The sequence below is a fragment of the Streptomyces aureus genome (assembly GCF_001418135.1).
In the GTDB taxonomy this organism is placed as follows: Bacteria; Actinomycetota; Actinomycetes; order Streptomycetales; family Streptomycetaceae; genus Streptomyces; species Streptomyces aureus_A.
In genome coordinates this window covers 1-17,274 of sequence record NZ_LIPQ01000318.1, presented here as the reverse complement: position 1 = coordinate 17,274, position 17,274 = coordinate 1, and the positions used below count along the sequence as shown (strand labels likewise).

The following is a 17,274-nucleotide window of genomic DNA, read 5'->3' as shown; positions in this document are numbered from 1 at the left end:
AGCTCCTGCGCGAATCTGTGGGCAAGGCGAGCTGTCGACAGGCAAGCCTGGCCGAACCGAACATTCGCGTTGTGACCGCGCTCATCGGCACGGCCGTATGCGGCCTCATCGCCGTGAGCTACCCCGTCCTGATTCCCGCCCTCACGGTGGCGTGTGCCGCGTTCATGGCGCTCGCCATCCTCCTCAAGTTGTGAGACCTGCCGAAGGGCTCCTTGTCGTGCTCGCTCTCATGCAGGCCGGCCTATCCGCCCGACTGATTCGCCCCGGGCAGGCCGCACTCGGCGCTGCTTGCGGACACAAGCGTCCCGGGCCGGGACTCCCCCGGCCCGGACGAAAGGAGAGCCATGGGTACCTACGAGATCGAAGGGGCAGGGCCGTTCGAGAGCGCCAGGGTGTGACATCAGCCGCCGACCCTGCGAGACCAGCACTCCTGCATGGCTGCCTGCTTCCGGTCGAGCTCGGCGTCCATCATCCGGTTGGTGACGGTCCCCGGAATCCCGAGCGGAACCCGCGCGGGAGTAACTGCACCGCTGCTTCATCAATGACGACAGGGGGTGTCGGGTTTACGGCCGACGATGGACGTATGCGTGAAACCCCAGAAGAACTTGACAAGCTCCAGTCCCTCCTCGACTCCTCTCTCTCCGGCTCGACCGCACACCTCCGCTCGATCGTCGAGGGCCGCACCATCACGGCGGCGCAGCTCACCGGGGTCCTCACCGGCATGTGCACGCTCGCCCTCTCCGCGGTGACCGCAAAGGGCGAACCGCGGATCAGCGGTGCCGACGGGCACTTCCTGCACGGCCGGTGGCACTTCGGCACGGCGCGCAACGCCGCCAAGGCCCGTCATCTCGCGGCCCGTCCGGCCGCCAGCGTCGCGCACATGCGCGGCGAGGACCTCGGCGTGTTCACCCATGGCACGGTGGAGGAGGTGAACCCCGAGGGCGCCGAGCCCGCGGCCGACTGGCAGGAACTCCTCGCCTACTTGAAGGACTTCTACGGCGACGACGACGCCTTCGACTGGAACCGCGAGGTCGTCTACTACCGGCTCAACCCGCACTGGATGACCGTCTACGCCCCCGACCTGGACAAGCTCACCGGCACCTGACACCGGACCCGTCGAGTCACCGCGCCAGGTCGCAGCACCGGGTTGCGGCACTAACCTGTGGTGGTGACCGGAACCGAGCTGGATGAGTTGATCGTCGCCGACAGCGCGGCGCTGCGCGCGTGGTTGCTGAACAACCACACCACCTCCCCTGGCGTGTGGCTCGCCCTGACCAGGAAGGGCGGCTCTGTCACCACGCTGACCTGGCAGCAGGCGGTCGACGAGGCACTGTGCTTCGGTTGGATCGACGGCCAGGCCCGCAAGCGCGACGAGGAGAGTTCCTGGAGGCGGCTCACCCCGCGCCGACCCCGCAGTGTCTGGTCCCAACGCAACGTCGCCAACGTGGCCCGGTTGGAGGCGGCCGGCCTGATGCTGCCTGCCGGCCGCGCCGCGGTGGACGCCGCGAAGGCCGACGGCCGGTGGACGGCCGCCTACGCGCCGTCATCGGAGGCGGAGGTGCCGGCCGACCTGCTATCTGCGATCGCCGCCGACCCAGCGGCGCAGGCGATGTTCGAGGTGCTCACCAAGACCAACCGCTTCGCCCTCATCAACCGGGTCAATGCCGCCAAGCGGGCCGAGACACGCGCCCGGAAGATCGCCGAGTGTGTAGCGATGCTGGTCCGGCACGAGACGGTCCACCCGCAGCGAGCCAAGCCAGCGAACATGCCGACATCGTGACCGGACGTCTACCGGAACCAGGCCGTTTCTTCCGGAACACTCCCGAGGGTCTGGGTGTCGGTGCGGCATGGGAGAGTCCTGGGCATGACGATGCCGGAGGGCCCTGAGCGAGTACTGCCTGAGATCGTCGGGCGCGACATGTTCGACGCTCTCGTCATCAGGACCCACTTCAGCGACGGCGAGTCGTGGCATGCGGTGGCCGGTGAGCTGTGTCGGCCATGGGGGCCGGCTGGCGAGTTTCCCGCGAGGGTGCGGGTGGTCGACGCGCCTGCTTGGTCGGGGGCAACAGCTGATGAGGCTCTTGCGGGTGGACGAAGACGAATACCTGAGCGTCGTCTTCCTTGCCGACCGCCACACGATGCAGTCGCCGACACAGGCGCTGCTGGCTCTGACGACGGTCTGGGAAGACGAGGGCGACCTCGATCCCGTCCACTACCAAGAGCTCATCGAGTCGCCGGAGCCCCGGGGCTTCCGGGCCGCGCCCGCCGCGGTGCACGCGGTCCATGCGAACGTGACGCTCGGCAACATGGGCTTCGCCGAATTCGCCGCGGCCGCTTCCGCACAGCCTGATCAGGTCCTGCGGCCCATCTGAGAGGTGCAACGAACACCCGTTGCCATAGAAGGTACGGGTCGTTCGTCGGAGCGTGTTGTTGAGTGATGCGCAGTGGGCTCGGATCGAGCCGTTGTTGCCGGACCGGACGCCGAGGCCGTCCACGAGGGCCTGACCGCAGTCATCTCGGTCAAACTAGCCCATCCCGTCTTCGATGCCTCCACCAGGACCAAGCTCGGCAATCCCGAAGCCGGCGCCTACGTCCAAGAGGTCGTCCGCCAACACCTCACCGACTGGCTGGACCACAACCCGAACGAAACCGCAGCCATCATCCGCCACATCCTCAATGCCCAGTCGTGCGGGCGATAGGTGATGGGCTGAAGCGGCTCCTTGCACACGCGGCCGGTACCTGAAACCACGGCGGATCAGCTGAAGGCGCTACTACATGGGGAACGGGGTTCCACCCGGCGTCACGCCACGTCCGGTTCGGGCCTCGACCCATAGAGCGACGATGGCGGCCTCGTAGTCTTCGAGGCTGTCGAAAGCCTTGTACACGGACGCGAAGCGCAGGGACGCGACGACGTCGAGCTCCTGCAACGGGCCGAGGATGGCCAGACCCACCTCATGGGTGGTCAGCTCGGCGCTGCCGGTGGCATGCACCGCCCCCTCGACCCGCTGGCCGAGCTTGGCGCGGGCGAGCCGGCCGCTCTGGACTTGAAAGACCATCGGTGTCCTCCTGCACGCACCCGAGCCGGAAACACCCGCGAAACCTCACCACGCCCGTGAGCGCCTTCGAGAAGGGGGCAGCCCTCGGCCCAGTACCCGCATGGGGGCGTGGTGCCGCACACGGAGCATGCTCAGTCACTGATGGTCGACGGCGGCACGCCCCCGGCCGCAAACGGCTTGCCCCGCACGAGCGGGGAGTAGTTGGCGCCTCCGCAAGGATCCCGGCGAAGGGGATGGGACCACTGCCTGGATGGCCGCATAAGGGGCATCGAAGCGACGCGTTTCCGGGCCCGCACGCGCGGGGAGCAGGTCGCCCCGGCCGGGACGCGGGGACGCCGGGACCATCCCCGCGGGTGCCCGAAGCAGATCTGGATGGGGGCCGTGGCGTCGTTCATCGGCATCGCGCTGTCCACGAGCCAGGTCTACCGGCTCGTCGTCGAGCGACCGGAGCGACTGAGCCTGAAGATCCTCATGGCCCTGCTCGACATTCTCGACTGCACCATGGACGACCTCATCGAGCCGATCGTGGCGGCCGGGGCCGTGAAGAAGCCGAAGAAGGCAGCCGCCGGCGGCTCGGCACCCGACGCGGAGGGACTCGGCGGACTGCGTCCAAAGCGTGCTCGGATCAGAGGAGTTGACCGGTCTTGACCATGGCTGACCAACTGGATCGCGCCGTCAAGGATCCGATCGGCCTGATCACAGACCTCGTCACCGATGTCGAGAAGGAACTCGGCGCCGAGAGGATCCGGGCCGCGGTCACCGCGGTCGCGGGCGGCCGCGCGAAGTCACGGAGCCTGGCCAAGGCCCTGGCCATGCGGTCTGCCGTCCTGACCGACGGCCGGTCGCCGGCACCCCGGGCGATCGGCGATCTGCTCATCGAGCTCCGCAAGGCCGGCGCCTCGGCGATCGCGGCACCGGTCTGCGCAGAGTGCGGCAAAAAGCTGCGAACCCTCCAGCGCAAGGGCCAGGACTGGTACTGCTCGGTCTGCGGGCAGGAGAGAGCCGAGTGCACCGCCTGCGGAAACGTCCGACGCGTCAGCTTCCGCGACCGCAAGGGCCTGCCCCGCTGCAAGATGTGTCCCGACACCGACGACCGGGAGCCTGCCGCAGTCGTCCACGAACTGATCACCGCGATCGCCCCGGGCGCCGACCGTGACGCGGTCGCGCCGAGGCCCTCCGCCAGTCGGCACCCCACCGTCCTCAATATCGCCAGAGAGTGGTCTGGGCCCTGGAACACAACCCTCGCCTGCTGACAGGGGAGGGACACCTGGCGCCACACCGCGCCATCCTTCGGTTCATCGACCTGCTGCACGAGGCCAGGGTCGCCGGGATCGTCCGGCCCCCCTGCCCGCGCTGCCACCGGGTGGTCCGCATCGACAAGCCGCTCGATGGGCAGCGGGTCTGCCGAAACTGCATCACCAAGTCCCGATTCGAAGAATGCCTACGCTGTGGTGCTCGGCGAGAGCCGGCCACCCGCGACACCGAGAGGCGACCACAGTGTCCGCGCTGCCTGGTCAAGGACCCGGCGAACCTGGAGACGTGCATCGTCTGCGGCGAGTCACGCATGGTCAGCAACCGCACCGCGCACGGGCCGATCTGCCCTAACTGCCGTCCCGTGCCCATCCTGCTTTGCTCGATCTGCGGTCGCACCGCACCCTGCATGCTCTCGAAGCTCACCGGCCTGCCCCGCTGCGACGGCTGTGACAGGCGCCAAGCTCACTGCACCCTCTGCGGACGAATGCGCGGCATCCACTCCGGCTCCGCCGACGCCCCCGTCTGCGGCCCCTGCACCACGCCGGACGCCGAGCTCTGGCGCCCCTGTCCCACCTGCGGACAAGCCGAACGGCTGCACGCGCCGGGACCGTGCCCCCGCCGCAGCCTCAAGCAGCGGCTCCACGATCTCCTTGCCGATGGCTCCGGCTCCATAAACCCGAAGCTACGGCTCCTTCACGACGCCCTGGCCGACACCGAGCGGGCCGGCACCGCGATGCGCTGGCTCTCCAAGGACATCGTCTCCACCGTCCTGACCGATCTTGGCTCCGGCCCTCGGCCTCTCACCCATGAGGCCCTGGACGAGCTCCCCGAAGGCAAGGCCGTCGAGCACATCCGCAGCGTTCTCGTCGCCACCGGAGTCCTGTCCGGGCGGGACGAGCAGATGGTCCGTCTCGAACGGCACGTGAAGAACCCCGTCGCCTCCCATGCGACGGCCGAGGGCCGGAAAATGCTGCACCGGTACGCGTCTTGGCATCTCCTGCGTCGGCTTCGCCGACGCAGCCGCGGCAAGGAGATCACGCACTACCAGCTCGCGGGCGCACGGCAACATCTGCGGGCGGCCGTTCATCTCTTGGACTGGCTCGAGGAGCAGAATCTGACCATTGCCACCTGCCGTCAGGCCGACCGCGAACGCTGGATGACCAGCGACGATGTCCGCCATCGCCGGAAGGCAGGACACTTCGTGCGCTGGGCCCTTTCCCAGAAGATCGCCCGCGACCTCAGCTCCCCCGCCGAGCGATGGAACGGCCCCTCCCAGGCGATGGACGACGAGGCCCGCTGGGACACCGCCCGTCGCCTACTGCACGACGAAACTCTCAAGCCTGAAGACCGCCTGGCCGGACTGCTGTTGCTCCTCCATGCCCAGTGGCCCGCAGCGATCTCCCGGCTCACCGTCGGCCACATCGAGGAGACGGACGGAGCCTTCGCATCCGCCTCGGCGCCGTTCCGGTCGAGCTTCCCACACCCGTCGCTGACCTGGCCCGACAGCAGGTCGCGGCCCGCCGCAGCCATGCCGTCCTCGGCCGGACAGAGTCACCCTGGCTCTTCCCCGGCGGCCAGCCCGGCCGGCCGATCAGTGCCTGGGCCATGGGCGCGAGGCTCCGCAAACTCGGCATCCGGCTCGCGGAAGCCCGTTCAAGCGCCCTGTTCCAGCTCGCCACCGAGCTGCCCGCCGCGGTCCTCGCCCGCACCCTCGGCATCGACATCACCGTCGCCGTCAAATGACAGCGAGCCGCCGCCGGAGACTGGGCCGCCTACGCAGCAGAGATCAGCCAACGAGCCACCCGCCATCTCCAAGGAGAAGACGTACATGCCCATCGATGACCAGAGCACCTGGGCTCTGCTCCGACAGCTCGATGACCCGCAGCACATGGAATATCCCCGCGGTTACGACCACGCCGCCGCCCGAGCCCGGTTCGAGCAGCTCGCAACCCGTCTGGACGCGCGGTTCCAGTGCACTTGCACCGTCGACCGCCAGGTCCAGGACGCTAGCCACCACGGGACAATTGTGATCCCGGCAACCGCCGCCGACAGCGCCGAACACATCACGTTGACCATCAGCAACTTCGGGAACCTCGCCGTCGTGACCTTGGGCAACCCCGGGAGCTACAACGAGGAAGAGGAACGCGAGCTCTTTCACGCCACCGATCGACTGCGCGTCGGGCAAGAACTCGAAGCCCTCAGCTACACCGTCATCGCAGAGCACCTGCTCTGGACGAGATACGACGGCGTCAGCGACCTCGTCTCCTACTACCCGCCCGAGCACCCCCCAGCGTGGTGGATCCGCTTCTTCGACTACCTGTGGCCCTGCCTGGGTGTCCCCGACAGAGGCATTCGGCGAGTTCCAATATTCGAGCCCACCACTACGCATCGGCGCCGAGCGGCGCCTCGAGGCCGTGGACCGGGTCGCGGCCCTACAGTTCGACCGGCACGGCAACCGGGTCTGGCGCGCGGCACAGAGTCTGCTGGACTCCGAGCACGTCCGCCGCGCGATCGGGGAGGTCGCCACACCATACGGGGCCTGCGGCGAGCCGTCCAACGTGGCCGCGGGTGGCCACGCGTGCCCGCTGCGGTTTCGCTGCCTGGGCTGCGAGCACTTCTCCACCGACGTCTCCTACCTCCCCGACCTGAAGGCCCACCTCGCCGACCTGCTGCGCAGCCGGGAACGGCTGATGTCCGCGTTCGAAGCCGACGAATGGGCACGTACCCAGGCCATGCCCTCCCAGGAGGAGATCAGCCGGGTCCGCCGGCTCATCGACCGCGTCAGCTCCGACCTCACCCAGCACGCCGCCGAGGACCGCGCGCAGATCGAGCAGGCCGTCGCTCTCGTGCGCCGCGCACCGTCCACCTTGGCATGCCCCGCGTCGGCCAGCCCCTGCCCGACGTCCGACCCTCAAGGATCCGCACGTCGTGACCACAGCCATGAACGACGGCCGCCAGGCCGATACCGAACGCCGCCGTACCCGCGTGACGAGCGCGATCACCACCACACGGCGCGAGGGTAGCCCACTGACCGCCTCAGCCATCGCCCGCGCCGCCCGTGTCGACCGCACCTTCCTCCAACGCCATCGCGACCTCCTCGATGCGCTCCACACCGCGGCGCACGAACCGGCCACGCCGTCCGGGACTGGGCCAACAGTCACTTCGGGTATCGCTTCAAGCCGATCTCGCAAACGCAGGTGCTCGCAGCGCCCGCTTGGCCGCCCGCGTCCAGCAGCTCGAAGAACGCCTGTCGAAGGCGCTCGGCGAAGAGACTTGGCGGGCCTCCGGACTTGGGCCACCCGCCGACGTCGCCGAGCTGAACAGTCGGATCACCAAGCTCGAACAGAGCAACGTTGGACTGACGCGCGCGCTTGAGGAGCGTCAAGCCGAACTTGAAGCCGCCCGAGCAGCCAACCGCGACCTGCCCCGCGCCCTCAATCAGAAGAGCTGACGCATCTCCACACGGTGAACGTCAGTCGAGACGAGCGTCGAGCTCAGGTCGATGCGGTGCGTGCGCGCATTCGGTGCGCGGTCCGCAGTCCCTGCTTGGCGGCGGTTGCTACGAGGCCGCCGAGGGTGGTTCTGGCGAGGTCGTGGGCGGCGAGGTGTTCGAGTGCCGGCAGGGCCCGGTCGTCGGCGGTGGAGCCGAGAGCGCGGCAGGCCAGTGCTCGGAGGTCCGGGTCGGGATCGGTGGTGAGGGCGATCAGGTCGTCCACCACCGGCGGGCCGAAGGCGGCGATCGCTGACGCGAGATGACCGGCCTTCGGGTTCCGGTGTTCCATCATGGCCTGCCAGAGCGCAGCGAGTGCCCGGTCGCCGCCGATTTGGCCGAGTGCCAGGGCGGCTCTGCTGCGCACCCAGGTGGTCTCGTCGTTCAGCCGGGCGGTCAGGGCGGGTATGGCGGCGCGTTCCTCAAAGAGGCCGAGCGCCTCGCAGGCACCCTCGCGGACCATCGGATCGGGATGCTCCAGCAGTGCGGTGATCAGCGGAATGGCCCGGCGCAAGCCGAGTTCGGCGCAGGCGAGCGCCGACCACCGCACCCCGCGGTGCCCGGTGTCGGCAAGCGCGCGCAGGAGGCCCGGTTCGACGCTCGCGTCGCCGAACAGGGCGATCCGGTTGAGTGCTTTGGTCCAGACGGTGACATCCTGCGCCCGGTGGTCAGAGGCGACCTCGGACAGGGCCGCCCGGGCCTGCGGGTGGCCGAGCTCGGCCCACTCCAGCAGGGCGTCGATCGCCCGCAGCCGAATCGTGCGGTCCCTGCTCAACTCGGCGGCGTGGACGGTGACGAGGGATGTCGGCCCGTCCGGCGGGTGGCCGAGTGCGTCCCCGAGCGGGCTCGCGAGCGGTGGTTCGAGATCGCCCAACCGCAGGGCCACTGGGCCGATTCGGGTGCCGACGTCCGCGTCATAGCGGCCGTCGCCGCGCAGGTTCGCGGCCAGCTTGGCGACCGTACGGAACAGCAGCCATGCGCGGTCCGATGGGGAATCAGCTAGGGCGTCGAGTCGGCCGGACATCGCCGCGGCGACGGCGGTCGGCGGGCGACCGGTGGCCTCCAGGACCGCCTCCGCCCAGGCGAGTGGCTCGCCCTGACGCTCGTAGAGCTGGCGACCCCACAGGCGGAGGACGGCGTCACGGTGGTCGATCATCCCAGAATCTTCCAGCAGGGAACACCGACAGCCAACGGTTTTCCCGAGCCTAAGCCCTGAAAGGCCTGAGTCAACCGAGGGTGAGCACGAGGACGCAGACAATGGCGATGATGAGCCAGCGATACCCCAAGCAAGACCGCTCTTCGTCGCCGCACCGCAGTCGCCCACTCCTCATCTCTGCTTCCGAGGAGGGAGGCTCGCGTGGGCTCTCCAGAACTCAGGGTCCCGTGGTCCGGCGATCCACGAGATGAACCGACCTGTCATGGTCTCGAAAGCGTCAGCCAACGAGGTCGCTCCGATGACAGTCCGCTCTACGGGGTCGACGTAGTGAGCGTTATGGTCCACCTCGCACCAGCAGGCCAGGCTGATGGCTGACCAGACATTGAGAAGGCCCTCCTTGGTCCACTCCACGTCGAGTGAGACCTCGAGCCAGTCACCGTCTGCGTCGTAGAGGGAGACCGCAGCCAACAGGATCTGCGGTGTGCCGGCCACAGCCCGTCCCGGGAACGTGACGTGCTGGGGGAACCACTCCCAGACCTGGAACTTCCCTGGTACCTGGACGCCATCGATCCCGTCTGCTGAACGCCGAAGGCGGCCGAGATCGGCGACGCTAGCGTCTGGGAAGAGAGCCTCCAGGGGAACGGCGTCGAAGGTGCCGCTTGGCCTGTTCATGGACCTGAGCATGAGGATCAGCTGGTTCTGGGGCAAGCCCGAAGCCCGTTGTCTAGAGTCGTGGCCGTGACCGAACCCCTGTCGAACGAGACCTTGAAGGATTTCCTGAGCACCATACGAGCCGGCGAAGTCCGCACCGGCCGCGTCATCAGCGTCGAGGACCGGGAGGTGCTCGTCGAACTCGACGGATTCTCTGGTCCAGGGAAAGCGCTGGGACGTATCCCTCGCGGCGATCTGACCCGCAAGGCCATCGGGCATCCGTCTGAAGCCGTGATCATCGGGCAGCGGCTCACCTTCGAAGTGATAGCCGTCGACTGGCAGCAGGAACGCGTCTTGGCCTCCGCTTCAGCGTGTGAGGACCCGGCTCTGCGAGTATTCCTTCTCGGCCTTCGGCGCGGAACAACACACCAAGGTCAGGTACAGAGCGTCCACAACTTCGGTGTCTTCGTGAACCTCGACGGCGAACCGGATGATCAGTGCACCGGGTTCATCAGGGGCCCCGAACTGAGCTGGCGGCGGATCGACCATCCCGCAGACGCCGTCACGGCCGGCCAGAGGGTCGTCGGCGAGATCATCGACATAGACACCCGGCGTGGACAGGTCCAGCTGTCACTGAAAGCTCTCCAAGAGGACCCGCTCGTTCCCTTCGCGGACCAAGCAGGCATCGTCACGACCGGACAGGTCACCAAGCTGATCCCGTTCGGAGCCTTCGTTCGCATCGCCGACGGCGTCGAGGGCCTCGTGCACAACACCGAATTCCGTGACGAGCCCGTCGAGCACCCCGGCCAGATCGTGAGCGAGGGGGACGAGATCACCGTACGGATCGTCGAGGTCGACCTCGTACGCCGCCGCCTCACCCTGTCCGCCAGGAACCGCGGCGAAACGGGAAACGATCTACCTGAAAACGGGAAGTGATCTCTAGGTGCCCTGTACCGCACCAGGTCACCGCTACTCGTGAACAGCCCCATACGCCAGGTGATGTCGCGCCACAGGCCGTGGTGGCGGCCGATGCGTTCGCGGGTCCTGCGTGCTTCCCGCCTGGCCTCGGTGAAGGAGCGGGTCAGCTTGGTGGCGGTCGATCGGAGGTGGGACGGGATGATGCGGACGCACTTCAGGTAGGAGATACGGTCGGCGTCCACCGACGGGCGGACGAGCGCGGCTGTGTGGGCGAACTGGCGGATCGCGTGGTGGACGGCGAGGTAGGCCCACAGCTCCTGCCGGACGCCTTCCGGTGTTCGCGATCTGATCGGCCCGCCGGGGCCGAGGTGGTTCTTGATCTCGTCGAAGGCAAGCTCGATCTCCCAGCGTTCCCGGTAGAGCGCGACCAGCTCGGCGGCCGGATACTGCTCGGGGTCCAGCAGCGTCGTGCCCAGGGGGGCGACCTTGTCGCCCTTCGCGAAGGTGATGACGCGGTAGATCACCTGTCGGGGCAGCGTCCGGCCTTCCCTCGCTGCTCGGAGCCGGACCTCCTTGCCAGGTCGCGCCATCGACAGATACGAGCCGTCCGGAAGTTCTTCCTGGGCGGTGCCGAGGTGGTTGGACTGGAGCCTGACCAAGCAGATCCGCGCCCTCCAAGGTGAAGACGTGAGCGAACTCGACCGACCAGAAGCCGCGGTCGGCGATGACCAGGTCGCCGGGGCGAGCGGAGCCGGCCAGCGGGTAGGCGAGACTGCGCTCGCCGTCGCGGTAACCGCCGAGGCGGGCATCCAGGACTCCGTGCGTTCCGATCTCCGCGAGGACCACCGCCCTGACCTGGGGGAACCGGAAGGGGACGCCACCGGTGGTGGACGGACCGTCGAAGGTGTCGCCGTTGCTCGTCGAATCCGGAAGATCGACCTGGGTGCCATCCAGGGCGAGGAGCCGCAGCCCCCGCCACCACGCGCCGGGCGTGTCCGCGGTGGCGAGCGGGCCAGCGACCTGGCGGAACACGGTCTCCAGCCCGTCCTCACCGAGGCGAGCACGGGCCCGGCACAACGACGACCGGTTCACCCGCGCGAGAGGCCGGCTGCCCGGGTTGCCGCTGCTCAGCACCCGCACCACCTCCTCGTACGACTCCCGGGCGAACAAACACAGGGCCAGGACGAAGTACACAACCGGCCTCGCCGACAGGAGGCGACGTCGCCGGTCGCCCCGGATCAAAAGCAACTGCATTGGCCTGGCACGGCCCCCGGGCCGAGTCGGGCGCTAGACCATCATGAGGCGGAAAGCATGCTCCATCACGTCGTCAGCGGTGCCCGTGATCACCCGCTCGACAGGAGCAGCACCCTTCTGCTCCGCGCCTGTCCCGGTCCGTCCAGGGCACCAGATGTCCTGGCCTTCCTTGCGGTGCGCTCTGCCGGAGAGCAACGCAACCATGAGCCTTCGGGGCTTGTCTTCATCCTCATGACAGATACACGGGGGCCGCGATCTGCCCCGGACGAGCGGGAGCTACGACTGTGGAAGGTCGGCCGGGCCCTGACGGTCATCTTCGCCGCAGCCGTCCTAGCGGCCGGCGGTGTCTTCTACGCTCTGGTTGTCCTGCTGGACTTCCAGGAGATCGACCGCGCTGCGAAGCTCGACGCGAAGACGCTGTTCGATCTGGTGAAACTCTCATTCGGCGTGGTCGCCGGGGCCGGTGCGCTCGTCGCCCTGGTCGTCGCTTACCGCCGCCAGCGGGTCGACGAGGCCGGCGCCCACCGCGAAGCCACCCGGCTCCACACGGAACGGTTCTCCCAGGCGGTCGACAAGCTCGGCTCGGAGTCCCCGGCCGTCCGTCTCGGAGGCGTCCACGCTCTCGCTGGCCTCGCCGACGACGCCCCCGACAGCAACCTGCGCCAGACCTGCATCGACGTCCTGTGCGCCTACCTCCAGCTTCCCTTCCTCCCCGACCCCGGCAACGACCCCGCCCAGCAAGAGGAACACCACAGCTACCTGGCTTTCCGCAAGGTCCGGCACACCATCCTGCGACTCATCGGTGACCACTACAGGATCCCCCGGGGAACCCACCGCTCCTGGCAAGGCTTCGACCTCGACCTCACCGGCGTCACCATCGATGGCGACATGAACTTCCGCGATGCAACGTTCGACGGCGGCACGGTTTCCTTTAGCGGCGCGACGTTCTCCGACGGCGTCGTGGACTTCGGCAACGCGACGTTCTCCGACGGCCTAGTGAACTTCGGCGACGTAAGTTTCTCCGGCGGTGTGGTGAACTTCGGCAACGCGATGTTCACTGGCAGCGAGGTGGACTTCGGCAAAGCGACGTTCTCCGACGGCGTGGTGAACTTCGGCGACGCGACGTTCTCCGACGGCTCCATGGCCTTCGCCGCCGCGAGGTTCTCCGGCGGCGTAGTAATCTTCAGCCGCGCGACGTTCTCCGGCGGCTCGATGTTCTTCGGCGGCACGACGTTCTCGGGCAGCGATGTGAACTTCGACGAGGCAACGTTCTCCGGTGGCACCGTGGACTTCCGCTACGTGATGTTCTGCGGCCGAAGCGTGTCCTTCGTCGGCGCGACGTTCTCCAGTGGCACGGTGAACTTCCATGACACGGATGGCCCCGCTCCTGCTGGGCTTCTCTCTGCCATCGGCGCTTCTGATCCTGTGACAGTCAGCCTGCCCGAGCGTTGGACGTCCCTGATTGCCTGAACACAGGCGGGCCAACCGCCGGCGCCGCGGCATCCAAGGCGGCCGACCGGAAGGGTTCGACAAGGCGATCTACCGCCGCCGCAACGGTGTCGAGCGGACGCCCCGTCGCGCGATCAGCGGCTTGAGGCCGCGTTTCCACAGCAGGCGGCGGTACGTGCCGAAGTCGTAGCCCCGGTCCGCGTACAGGCGCCGGTGTTTGCGGCGAGGGCGTCCGCGCGGGCCGCGAATCGATGGGGCGGCGTCCAGCAGTGGCAGGAGCTGGGTGACGTCGTGCCGGTTGCCGCCGGTGAGGGTGAGGGCGAGCGGGGTTCCGCGGCGGCTAGGACTTGTCCGCCCGATCATGCTGCTCGTTAGGCTGATGCTCAGGGAGGCTGTGATGGGTGCCGTCGAGATGAGCCGGGCTGAAGCGGTCGCGCTCGTGCAGCGGATCATGGATGTGGACTATGCGTCTGAGGACGAGGCGGACAGGTAGCTGGAGAGGCTTGACAGCGCCCTGGCCTGTCCATCGGGCCATGTCAGCGGCCTGATCTTCTGGCCCTCAGAGCGAGAGCTCTCTGCCGATGAGGTGGTCGATCAGGCACTGGCCTATCGGGCAATCGCGTTGTGACCCACGCGCTCAGGTGCGAAGCCAGATAACGAGAGCTGCTGCGGTTGCGGTGCCGAGGAAGACGTAGCCGCACTTGTCGTAGCGGGTTGCCACGGCTCTGGCGTGCTTGAGCCGGTTGATCGCGCGTTCGACGGTGTTGCGCTTCTTGTACCGCTCTTCGTCGAAGGCTGGTGGCCGTCCGCCGCGTGAGCCTTTGCGCAGGCGGGCGGCCTGGCTGTCGGTCTTCTCCGGGATCGTGTGCGGGATGCCCCGGCGCCGCAAGTACTCGCGGCACGGCCCGTTGCTGTAAGCCTTGTCCGCCGCGAGGCTGTCCGGCCTCTTGCGCGGCCTGCCCGGCCCGATCCGCAGGACGCGAATCTTCTCCAGCACGGGCTTGAACTGTGTGCAGTCCGCCCGCTGTCCGGGTGTGACGATCAGGGACAGCGGGCGGCAACGGCCGTCCGCGCTCAAGTGGAGCTTCGTGGTGAACCCGCCCCGCGAGCGACCCAGGCCCTCACCTCCCGCACCACCTCCGCCAGGCGGGCGACGAGGCTCTGCCACGGCGTTTCGCCCTGGTGTTCTGCCGCTGCGTCCCCCTTTGGGGCGGGCGCCGATGGTGGTTCGGTGCGGGCGCCGGCGGCGTGCTGATGTGCCCGCACGATGGTGGAGTCGACCGAGATGTCCCAGTCGATCTCGCCTGCGGCGTCGGCCTCGGCCTGGACCTGTTGGAGCAGGTGTTCCCAGGTTCCGTCGGCCGACCACAGGCGGTGGCGTTCGTAGACGGTCTTCCAGGGGCCGAACCGTTCGGGCAGGTCGCGCCATTGAACGCCGGTCCGAACCCGGTGCAGAATCCCGTCGATCACCTGCCGGTGATCCCGCCACCTGCCACAACGCCTGTTGCTGACCGGCAGGAACGGCCGCAGTCGTTCCCACTCGGCATCCGTCAGATCTCCCCGCCCCATGTCCACATCAACGACATGGCAGCGGAGTAGTCACATGATCGGCCGGACAAGTCCTAGGCGATGGTGCCGCTGCCGGCGGCGAAGTCGCCGCCGATGACGATCAGGTGGTGCTTGGAGCCGGTCCACGGGCGAGGGACCGACGCGATCCCCCTTCAGGGCCCGGACGTGCGACCCGTCCGCGGAGCAGTCGTCCAGGCTCAGCAGGTCGGCGCGGCGCAGCCCGGTCAGCATGGCGGCGTGCAGGCGTGGTCAGACGCCGGCCTCGGTTTCACTCCCGCAGCCGGCGCCAGGCCGTCACTCCGGAGCAGCCCACGGTCTCTGCGGGGACATCGCGCCATGCCACACCGGTCTGCGGTATGTGCAGGACGTCGGCGAGAGCTGGCCTGCAGCCGGGTACCCCCAGCTCGGCGAGCAACGGCCGCACCTCGCCGATGGGCCGGGTGAGCGTGGAACGGTCCACGTTGAACCAGCAGGCCAGCACATCGTAAGTGGCCCCGTGGCGCGCATGGATGAGGGTGGCCGGGAGCCGGTCAACGAACACCAGCCGGTGCTTCGCGCCGGCTCCCGCAGCCCGCAGCCACGGTCGCGAGGCCAGCTTGGCTTGGTGATGCGCATGCCGTAACGGGTCCACCTCGGCGCTGAGTTCAGCGATCACATCAGCCGGCAGGCCAATGATGCGGCGCTTGCTGATGATCACGTCTCGAATCGCGTCCACTGCCGCCCGACCATGAGCAACCATCCGTGGCTCGACGCCTCACCGCTTACCGTGCACGAGCTCGGAAGAGCTGTGCCGTAACTCCGAGATCTCGACAGCAGTAACGGTTCGGAGCCAAGGTTCAGGCGTCACTCGGATCGGGGGCCCAGCCGGTGCACTGGGCCCAGGCGTCAGCGCGTCGGATGATGTCCCATACGAAGGCATCCTTCGCTTGGACGTAGCCGGGCCGGTCGTTGCGGAACGTGGCCGCGAAGCGCCCTTTGGCTGCCGCGTACTCGGTCATGGCAGACGTGTGGCAGCGGAGGTAGTCGCGAAACAGCAGTGGGAACTGCTGGGAGAAGCTGCCCAGCTGGCGCACGTGTACGTGTGTACGGGGCTGACCTGGAGGTTCCCGGAAGTACCGCTTGGTCCGTTCCGGATTGTCCTCCCTGTACACGAACCCCATGCCTGTCAACGGTCCCAGGAACGAGTCCGTCGGCTCCAGCGACATCACTGAGATCTGGATGTCGATCACCGGCTTGGCTGCCAGTCCTGGCACCGAAGTGGACCCGATGTGGTCGATACGAGCTGCGGCGTCACCCAGGGCCGTACGCAGGGCCACCCCCTACCTGGCGAACATCTCGGGCCAGGCAGGGTCATAAGGCACGATCTCGATCGGCTCTCCCACATTGAACAGTGTTCCACGGTCGACTCCAGCCGTGGCCGGGGGCCGCTGGTCTTCAGTGGGGCGAACCTTCACGACACCCAGGCACGGGAGCCGCTGGTGCGCGCCATTCCGCCGATCCGGTCCCGCCGCGTGCCGCGTCGGCGTCGACCCGCCAAGCTCCACGCGGACGAACAATGCGGACTCCGACCACCTGCGGGTGGCTCCGCTCGCGCGACATCCGGCACCACATCGCCCACGGGGGTATCGAAAGCTCCACTCGGCCGGGCCGGCAGCGAAGGACGGCCGAGCGCACCATGACTTGGCTGAGCAGCTGCCCGCCCCCGGCACCGCCGCTACGAGCGCGAGGCCGAGCACCTCCTGGCCTTCGCTGGGATCGCTGCCACTGTCAGCTGCTACCGCAGGCTGGCGGCCTGACGGGCAGCACCCGCGGGTGAGACGATCCACAGCGTGATCGGATGGATGCACCACGCCCCGCGCTGGGCGGTGACATCGGTCTGCGGCATCGCGGCCGTCCTGCTCTTCGTCGGCGCTTCTGCGCACGTCAGCGACCTCCTCAGCCACGGGCTGCACCCGTACCACTGGGCGCCGGGATGGCTCAACCTCTACTGGTCGTCGCTGGCACTCTTCGACGCGCTCGCCGCCGTATTCCTGATCAGGGGCAAGCGCCGAGGAATCGACCTCGCTTGCGTCATCATGGCGACCGACCTCGCCGCCACCTGGTACGCGGTCTACGGCATCCAGCACAGCAGCCTCGCCACTCAGCCCGGCCTTCAACGACTGACCGCCTTCGTCGCACTCGTCCTGGGAACGTCGCCCTTCATCCGACGACACCTCAGCAATTGAGAGGAGCTCTCATACTGCAACGGTCCTCGTTGTGGCGGTTGGGCAGGTGGGTCGTTGTTCTGTTCATGGGTGGGGTTCTGGTTGATGTCCGGGGGTGGGCGGGTGAGGTGAAGACTCTGCATGAGCGGTTCGTGCACCGTTTTTGCCAGGTCGGAGCCGCGTGAGTCGGCACTTGCCTATATACGGGGGGGGCCTGATCGCTCCGCTGGAGCGGAAGAACGGGTGGACGCTGGCGGAGGAGGCCGGGCATGC

General features: G+C 68.1%; 18 protein-coding genes and 9 pseudogenes. 16 read left to right on the top strand and 11 right to left on the bottom strand.

Features of this window, described 5'->3' with window-relative positions; genetic code table 11:
- Nucleotides 1–71 precede the first annotated feature (71 nt).
- The 5 genes and pseudogenes from AOK00_RS41205 to AOK00_RS25235 all read left to right on the top strand — a co-directional run bounded on the left by AOK00_RS41205 (nucleotide 72) and on the right by AOK00_RS25235 (nucleotide 2,699).
- On the top strand, nucleotides 72–194 hold the full coding sequence (locus AOK00_RS41205; protein WP_301554227.1) for a hypothetical protein: 123 nt from the start codon (nucleotides 72–74) through the stop codon (nucleotides 192–194).
- Nucleotides 195–583: 389 nt separating this feature from the next.
- Nucleotides 584–1,105, top strand: coding sequence for a hypothetical protein (locus AOK00_RS25250; RefSeq protein ID WP_055602557.1), 522 nt, complete (start codon nucleotides 584–586; stop codon nucleotides 1,103–1,105).
- A 60-nt stretch (nucleotides 1,106–1,165) separates the two neighbouring features.
- The gene (locus tag AOK00_RS25245) at nucleotides 1,166–1,780 is read left to right on the top strand and encodes a YdeI/OmpD-associated family protein (RefSeq protein WP_055602568.1); all 615 of its coding nucleotides are present in this window, start codon (nucleotides 1,166–1,168) and stop codon (nucleotides 1,778–1,780) included.
- An 84-nt stretch (nucleotides 1,781–1,864) separates the two neighbouring features.
- A pseudogene (locus AOK00_RS41630) lies at nucleotides 1,865–2,372 on the top strand (DUF6924 domain-containing protein).
- A gap of 72 nt (nucleotides 2,373–2,444) precedes the next feature.
- Nucleotides 2,445–2,699, top strand: coding sequence for a hypothetical protein (locus tag AOK00_RS25235; protein WP_055602556.1), 255 nt, complete (start codon nucleotides 2,445–2,447; stop codon nucleotides 2,697–2,699).
- Nucleotides 2,700–2,771: 72 nt separating this feature from the next.
- Here the strand turns inward: AOK00_RS25235 and AOK00_RS25230 are convergent.
- Nucleotides 2,772–3,026: pseudogene (locus tag AOK00_RS25230) on the bottom strand (transcriptional regulator NrdR); the annotation flags it as partial.
- A gap of 411 nt (nucleotides 3,027–3,437) precedes the next feature.
- Here AOK00_RS25230 and AOK00_RS25225 point away from each other — a divergent pair.
- Both AOK00_RS25225 and AOK00_RS36435 read left to right on the top strand, forming a co-directional pair.
- Nucleotides 3,438–3,704, top strand: a complete 267-nt coding sequence (locus tag AOK00_RS25225; RefSeq protein WP_437441442.1) for a helix-turn-helix domain-containing protein — start codon at nucleotides 3,438–3,440, stop codon at nucleotides 3,702–3,704.
- Complete coding sequence (locus tag AOK00_RS36435) at nucleotides 3,701–4,309, top strand: hypothetical protein (RefSeq protein WP_159041847.1); 609 nt, start codon at nucleotides 3,701–3,703, stop codon at nucleotides 4,307–4,309. The genes AOK00_RS25225 and AOK00_RS36435 overlap by 4 nt, the downstream gene beginning before the upstream one ends.
- Before the next feature lie 683 nt (nucleotides 4,310–4,992).
- Here AOK00_RS36435 and AOK00_RS36430 read toward each other — a convergent pair.
- Nucleotides 4,993–5,490: a hypothetical protein gene (locus AOK00_RS36430; RefSeq protein WP_063886653.1), complete on the bottom strand. Its 498-nt coding sequence runs from the start codon at nucleotides 5,488–5,490 to the stop codon at nucleotides 4,993–4,995.
- A gap of 425 nt (nucleotides 5,491–5,915) precedes the next feature.
- Here AOK00_RS36430 and AOK00_RS39195 point away from each other — a divergent pair, with 425 nt between their 5' ends.
- Nucleotides 5,916–6,053: a hypothetical protein gene (locus AOK00_RS39195; RefSeq protein WP_159041846.1), complete on the top strand. Its 138-nt coding sequence runs from the start codon at nucleotides 5,916–5,918 to the stop codon at nucleotides 6,051–6,053.
- 43 nt (nucleotides 6,054–6,096) lie between these two features.
- Here the strand turns inward: AOK00_RS39195 and AOK00_RS39190 are convergent, their stop codons facing one another.
- A complete protein-coding gene (locus tag AOK00_RS39190) occupies nucleotides 6,097–6,495 on the bottom strand; it encodes a hypothetical protein (protein WP_159041845.1) in 399 nt (132 codons plus the stop codon).
- Between the two features lie 148 nt (nucleotides 6,496–6,643).
- Here AOK00_RS39190 and AOK00_RS40600 point away from each other — a divergent pair, with 148 nt between their 5' ends.
- Together AOK00_RS40600 and AOK00_RS40595 are read left to right on the top strand one after the other, a co-directional pair.
- Nucleotides 6,644–7,333, top strand: coding sequence for a hypothetical protein (locus AOK00_RS40600; RefSeq protein ID WP_254047489.1), 690 nt, complete (start codon nucleotides 6,644–6,646; stop codon nucleotides 7,331–7,333).
- A 191-nt stretch (nucleotides 7,334–7,524) separates the two neighbouring features.
- A complete protein-coding gene (locus AOK00_RS40595; protein ID WP_254047488.1) occupies nucleotides 7,525–7,761 on the top strand; it encodes a hypothetical protein in 237 nt (78 codons plus the stop codon).
- Nucleotides 7,762–7,804: 43 nt separating this feature from the next.
- Here AOK00_RS40595 and AOK00_RS25210 read toward each other — a convergent pair whose 3' ends face one another.
- Together AOK00_RS25210 and AOK00_RS25205 are read right to left on the bottom strand one after the other, a co-directional pair.
- A complete protein-coding gene (locus AOK00_RS25210) occupies nucleotides 7,805–8,956 on the bottom strand; it encodes a HEAT repeat domain-containing protein (RefSeq protein ID WP_055602554.1) in 1,152 nt (383 codons plus the stop codon).
- Between the two features lie 171 nt (nucleotides 8,957–9,127).
- Nucleotides 9,128–9,628, bottom strand: a complete 501-nt coding sequence (locus AOK00_RS25205; RefSeq protein WP_159041844.1) for a hypothetical protein — start codon at nucleotides 9,626–9,628, stop codon at nucleotides 9,128–9,130.
- Nucleotides 9,629–9,694: 66 nt separating this feature from the next.
- Between AOK00_RS25205 and AOK00_RS36420 the strand changes: the two genes are divergently transcribed.
- Nucleotides 9,695–10,543: a S1 RNA-binding domain-containing protein gene (locus AOK00_RS36420; protein ID WP_079042186.1), complete on the top strand. Its 849-nt coding sequence runs from the start codon at nucleotides 9,695–9,697 to the stop codon at nucleotides 10,541–10,543.
- Nucleotides 10,544–10,830: 287 nt separating this feature from the next.
- Here the strand turns inward: AOK00_RS36420 and AOK00_RS41475 are convergent.
- Both AOK00_RS41475 and AOK00_RS41470 read right to left on the bottom strand, forming a co-directional pair.
- Nucleotides 10,831–11,115 (bottom strand): annotated as a pseudogene (locus AOK00_RS41475) (transposase); the annotation flags it as partial.
- Between the two features lie 493 nt (nucleotides 11,116–11,608).
- A pseudogene (locus tag AOK00_RS41470) lies at nucleotides 11,609–11,779 on the bottom strand (transposase domain-containing protein); the annotation flags it as partial.
- Between the two features lie 57 nt (nucleotides 11,780–11,836).
- Between AOK00_RS41470 and AOK00_RS40590 the strand changes: the two are divergent.
- Together AOK00_RS40590 and AOK00_RS41625 are read left to right on the top strand one after the other, a co-directional pair.
- Nucleotides 11,837–13,249, top strand: coding sequence for a pentapeptide repeat-containing protein (locus tag AOK00_RS40590; protein ID WP_367870056.1), 1,413 nt, complete (start codon nucleotides 11,837–11,839; stop codon nucleotides 13,247–13,249).
- A pseudogene (locus AOK00_RS41625) lies at nucleotides 13,245–13,418 on the top strand (IS5/IS1182 family transposase); the annotation flags it as partial. The gene AOK00_RS40590 and the pseudogene AOK00_RS41625, both read left to right, overlap by 5 nt.
- Here AOK00_RS41625 and AOK00_RS25190 read toward each other — a convergent pair.
- Nucleotides 13,346–13,561, bottom strand: a pseudogene (locus AOK00_RS25190) (transposase); the annotation flags it as partial. The pseudogenes AOK00_RS41625 and AOK00_RS25190 sit on opposite strands and share 73 nt — an antisense overlap.
- Before the next feature lie 64 nt (nucleotides 13,562–13,625).
- On the opposite strand from AOK00_RS25190, the pseudogene AOK00_RS39750 reads away from it, so the two are divergent.
- A pseudogene (locus AOK00_RS39750) lies at nucleotides 13,626–13,856 on the top strand (e9imm peptide).
- A gap of 9 nt (nucleotides 13,857–13,865) precedes the next feature.
- Here AOK00_RS39750 and AOK00_RS37460 read toward each other — a convergent pair.
- From AOK00_RS37460 to AOK00_RS25165, 3 genes and pseudogenes are all read right to left on the bottom strand, one after another.
- Nucleotides 13,866–14,797 (bottom strand): IS5 family transposase gene (locus tag AOK00_RS37460; RefSeq protein WP_437441441.1). Its coding sequence is split into 2 segments (ribosomal slippage): nucleotides 13,866–14,362 and nucleotides 14,362–14,797, totalling 933 coding nucleotides; the frame shifts between segments, so codons are not numbered across the junction.
- A gap of 117 nt (nucleotides 14,798–14,914) precedes the next feature.
- Nucleotides 14,915–15,536: pseudogene (locus tag AOK00_RS40585) on the bottom strand (transposase family protein); the annotation flags it as partial.
- 97 nt (nucleotides 15,537–15,633) lie between these two features.
- Complete coding sequence (locus tag AOK00_RS25165) at nucleotides 15,634–16,113, bottom strand: GrpB family protein (RefSeq protein ID WP_216822270.1); 480 nt, start codon at nucleotides 16,111–16,113, stop codon at nucleotides 15,634–15,636.
- Between the two features lie 513 nt (nucleotides 16,114–16,626).
- Between AOK00_RS25165 and AOK00_RS25160 the strand changes: the two genes are divergently transcribed.
- Entirely contained in the window at nucleotides 16,627–17,022 is a 396-nt protein-coding gene (locus AOK00_RS25160) for a hypothetical protein (RefSeq protein WP_254047486.1), read from the top strand.
- A gap of 65 nt (nucleotides 17,023–17,087) precedes the next feature.
- Nucleotides 17,088–17,274, top strand: a pseudogene (locus tag AOK00_RS37455) (IS701 family transposase); the annotation flags it as partial.

What these genes read in the sequence shown, in the direction of transcription:
- AOK00_RS25250 (WP_055602557.1), top strand. Translation starts at nt 584, where the DNA reads ATGCGTGAAACCCCAGAAGAACTTGACAAGCTCCAGTCCCTCCTCGAC.
- AOK00_RS36430 (WP_063886653.1), bottom strand. Translation starts at nt 5,490, where the DNA reads ATGGCGGACATCGTCGCTGGTCATCCAGCGTTCGCGGTCGGCCTGACG.
- AOK00_RS39195 (WP_159041846.1), top strand. Translation starts at nt 5,916, where the DNA reads ATGGGCGCGAGGCTCCGCAAACTCGGCATCCGGCTCGCGGAAGCCCGT.
- AOK00_RS25210 (WP_055602554.1), bottom strand. Translation starts at nt 8,956, where the DNA reads ATGATCGACCACCGTGACGCCGTCCTCCGCCTGTGGGGTCGCCAGCTC.
- AOK00_RS25205 (WP_159041844.1), bottom strand. Translation starts at nt 9,628, where the DNA reads ATGAACAGGCCAAGCGGCACCTTCGACGCCGTTCCCCTGGAGGCTCTC.
- AOK00_RS40590 (WP_367870056.1), top strand. Translation starts at nt 11,837, where the DNA reads ATGCTCCATCACGTCGTCAGCGGTGCCCGTGATCACCCGCTCGACAGG.